The following is a 2,687-nucleotide window of genomic DNA, read 5'->3' as shown; positions in this document are numbered from 1 at the left end:
GAGGATGCCGCTGATGTGCTGACCCGTGATCCGGCCAACGGGCGTTTCAACAGACATCGTGCCGACGGCACGCTCGGCCCGAAGGTCGAGCAGCGTCGATACGCCTCGCTCGTGCAGGATGCCGTACTCGCCGCGATGGGGGAGAATCAGGCGCCGCTCGTGCTCGCCGCATCGAACGACCTCGACTCCGCATACCGCGAGGTGAACTCGCACGACCTGCTGTTGGAGCAGGGGATCGAGGGGAATCCTGCAGGCTTCGACGATGCTGAACTGGCGTCACGAGGGCGCACAGTGCTGGATGGGCACTACGCGGAGAAGATCTCGAAGTGGCGTGAGACGTTCGGCACGCGGCAAGCGAACGGACGGGCGACCTCGCAGCTGGCCGATGTCGCGAAAGCCGCGTGGTCGGGGCAGGTCGACCAGCTGCTGTTCGATCTCGAGCACAGCGAAGAGGGAACGATCGACGAGTTCGGCGCAGTGACCCTTGCCCCCACGCCTAGCGGAGAAACCTACAGGGTGGTCGACGAAGTCGCGGCTCAGGTGCTGCGCACGGGCGGCATCGTGCGTGCCGTTCGTCAGGACGAGCTGCCCGACGATTCACCCGTCGCGGCGACGCTTCGCGGCCAGGCGTAGGGAACGCAACGTTACTGGCCGGTGCGGCCATCAATCGCTTCAGCCAAGAGATCCGCGTGACCTGCATGACGAGCCACTTCCTCGATGAGGTGCAGGATCACATAGCGGCGCGTGACCCAAGCGTCCGGCCCCTCGTACTTGACGTGGGGCTGGATCGCGGCTTCGGCATCCAGATCCGGATGCGCCCTGATGATTTCGTCGGTGCGTGCACAGCCGGCCTCCCAATCGCGCCGTAGAGCGTCAGGGTCCTCGTCGGCACTCCAGCGCCAATCCCAGTCGCCGTCATCAGCCCACGGTGCTGACGCCCACGGTTCCTCGGGAGGTAGACCGGCCCACACCCGCACCGACCAGCTGTACTCCACACGAGTGAGATGTCGCAGTAGGCCGCCGAGCGTCATCTCGCTCGACGGCAATTTTTGGGTCAATTGCGTGGCGGTCATGCCGCGTGTTTTGTCACGAATGATGTCGCGCTGCGCATTGAGCATCCCAAGCAGCGAAGTCAGTTCATCGGATCGAAACGTCTCTGGCCTCATTGACATTTATGCAGGCTAGCAAGCGACGTGAATCCGGCGGGTTCATCGGGCCACTAGACTCGATGCTTGTGGCACTGACGATTGGCATTGTAGGGCTGCCCAATGTGGGCAAGTCGACCCTCTTCAACGCACTGACGAAAAATACCGTTCTCGCGGCGAACTACCCGTTCGCGACGATCGAACCGAACATCGGGGTGGTGGAACTGCCGGATGCGCGGCTCACCCGTCTGGCCGAGATCTTCGGTTCTGCGAAAATTCTGCCGGCGCCGGTGTCGTTCGTCGACATCGCCGGTATCGTTCGCGGGGCGAGCGAGGGGGAGGGGCTCGGCAATAAGTTCCTCGCCAACATCCGGGAAGCGGATGCCATAGCCCAGGTCGTTCGCGGATTCGCCGACGGTGACGTGACGCACGTCGACGGCAAGGTCGACCCCGCCGCCGATATGGAGACGATCGATACCGAGCTGATTCTCGCTGACGTCGAGACGCTCGAGAAGGCGATCGCGCGTCTCGAGAAGGATGTGCGGGGCAAGAAGGCTGACCCCGCGACACTGCAGGCCGCCCAGGATGCCCTTGAGATTCTCAACACCGGCACGACGCTGTCGAAAGCCGGGTTCGATACGACACCCATTCGTGAACTCGGTCTGCTGACGGCGAAGCCGGTGCTGTATGTGTTCAACGTCGACGAGGATGTACTCGGTGATGAGGCCAGGAAGCAGGAGCTGGCTGCGCTCGTTGCTCCCGCGAAGGCGGTCTTCCTCGATGCGAAGGTGGAGTCGGAGCTGATCGATCTCGACGCGGACGAAGCGCTGGAGCTGCTGCAGTCGCTGGGGCAGGAGGAGTCGGGTCTCGACCAGCTTGCACGCGTCGGTTTCGAGACGCTCGGGTTGCAGACGTATCTGACAGCGGGCCCCAAGGAGTCGCGTGCCTGGACGATTCGGAAGGGCTCGACTGCTCCGAAGGCTGCCGGCGTCATCCACACGGACTTCGAGCGTGGCTTCATCAAAGCGGAGATCGTGTCGTTCGAGGATCTCGACGAGCACGGTTCGATGCAGGATGCGAAAGCGGCGGGCCGTGTGCGTATGGAGGGCAAGGACTACGTCATGGCCGATGGTGACGTGGTGGAGTTCCGCTTTAACGTCTAGCGTTAATGACGGTTCCCGTTAGAGACTGGTCTCGTGATCAGTTCGTTCGGCAACAAGGACACCGGGCGCATCTGGCATGAATAGTACGTCAAGCGCGTCGACCGGGCTGTACAACGGTCGACTCTGCGGAAGCTCGAATGGATCCATGCGGCGAAGGATGTCGATGACGTCCGGATCCCGCCGGGCAACCGCCCGGAGCGGCTGGTGGGCAACCGACGCGGGCAACACAGTATCCGCGTGAACGCGCAATGGCGTCTCTGCTTCGTTTGGAGAGATGGAGGTGCGGACAATGTCGAACTCGTCGACTACCACTGAGGCCGGCCAGATCGAGCCGATCCATCCGGGAGAGATCCTGATGGAGGACTTCATCGAGGGCTTC

3 protein-coding genes and 2 pseudogenes are annotated in these 2,687 nt (G+C 62.8%); 4 read left to right on the top strand and 1 reads right to left on the bottom strand.

Annotated elements, in window-relative coordinates; all coding sequences use genetic code 11:
* A pseudogene (locus Q0O95_RS13995) lies at positions 1 to 633 on the top strand (hypothetical protein); the annotation flags it as partial.
* An 11-nt stretch (positions 634 to 644) separates the two neighbouring features.
* Here the strand turns inward: Q0O95_RS13995 and Q0O95_RS13990 are convergent.
* The gene (locus tag Q0O95_RS13990) at positions 645 to 1,172 is read right to left on the bottom strand and encodes a DinB family protein (RefSeq protein WP_293699952.1); all 528 of its coding nucleotides are present in this window, start codon (positions 1,170 to 1,172) and stop codon (positions 645 to 647) included.
* Between the two features lie 62 nt (positions 1,173 to 1,234).
* Between Q0O95_RS13990 and ychF the strand changes: the two genes are divergently transcribed.
* The 3 genes and pseudogenes from ychF to Q0O95_RS13975 all read left to right on the top strand — a co-directional run.
* Positions 1,235 to 2,308 (top strand): redox-regulated ATPase YchF, encoded by a 1,074-nt coding sequence (gene ychF, locus Q0O95_RS13985; protein WP_293699949.1) that lies wholly within the window; start codon positions 1,235 to 1,237, stop codon positions 2,306 to 2,308.
* A gap of 123 nt (positions 2,309 to 2,431) precedes the next feature.
* Positions 2,432 to 2,623, top strand: coding sequence for a type II toxin-antitoxin system RelE/ParE family toxin (locus Q0O95_RS13980; protein WP_366516501.1), 192 nt, complete (start codon positions 2,432 to 2,434; stop codon positions 2,621 to 2,623).
* Positions 2,598 to 2,687, top strand: a pseudogene (locus Q0O95_RS13975) (addiction module antidote protein, HigA family); the annotation flags it as partial. The gene Q0O95_RS13980 and the pseudogene Q0O95_RS13975, both read left to right, overlap by 26 nt.

The organism is uncultured Agrococcus sp. (assembly GCF_945915485.1).
In the GTDB taxonomy this organism is placed as follows: Bacteria; Actinomycetota; Actinomycetes; order Actinomycetales; family Microbacteriaceae; genus Agrococcus.
Note: the sequence above shows the minus strand (reverse complement) of the source record. Positions and strands in the feature narration are given on the sequence as shown.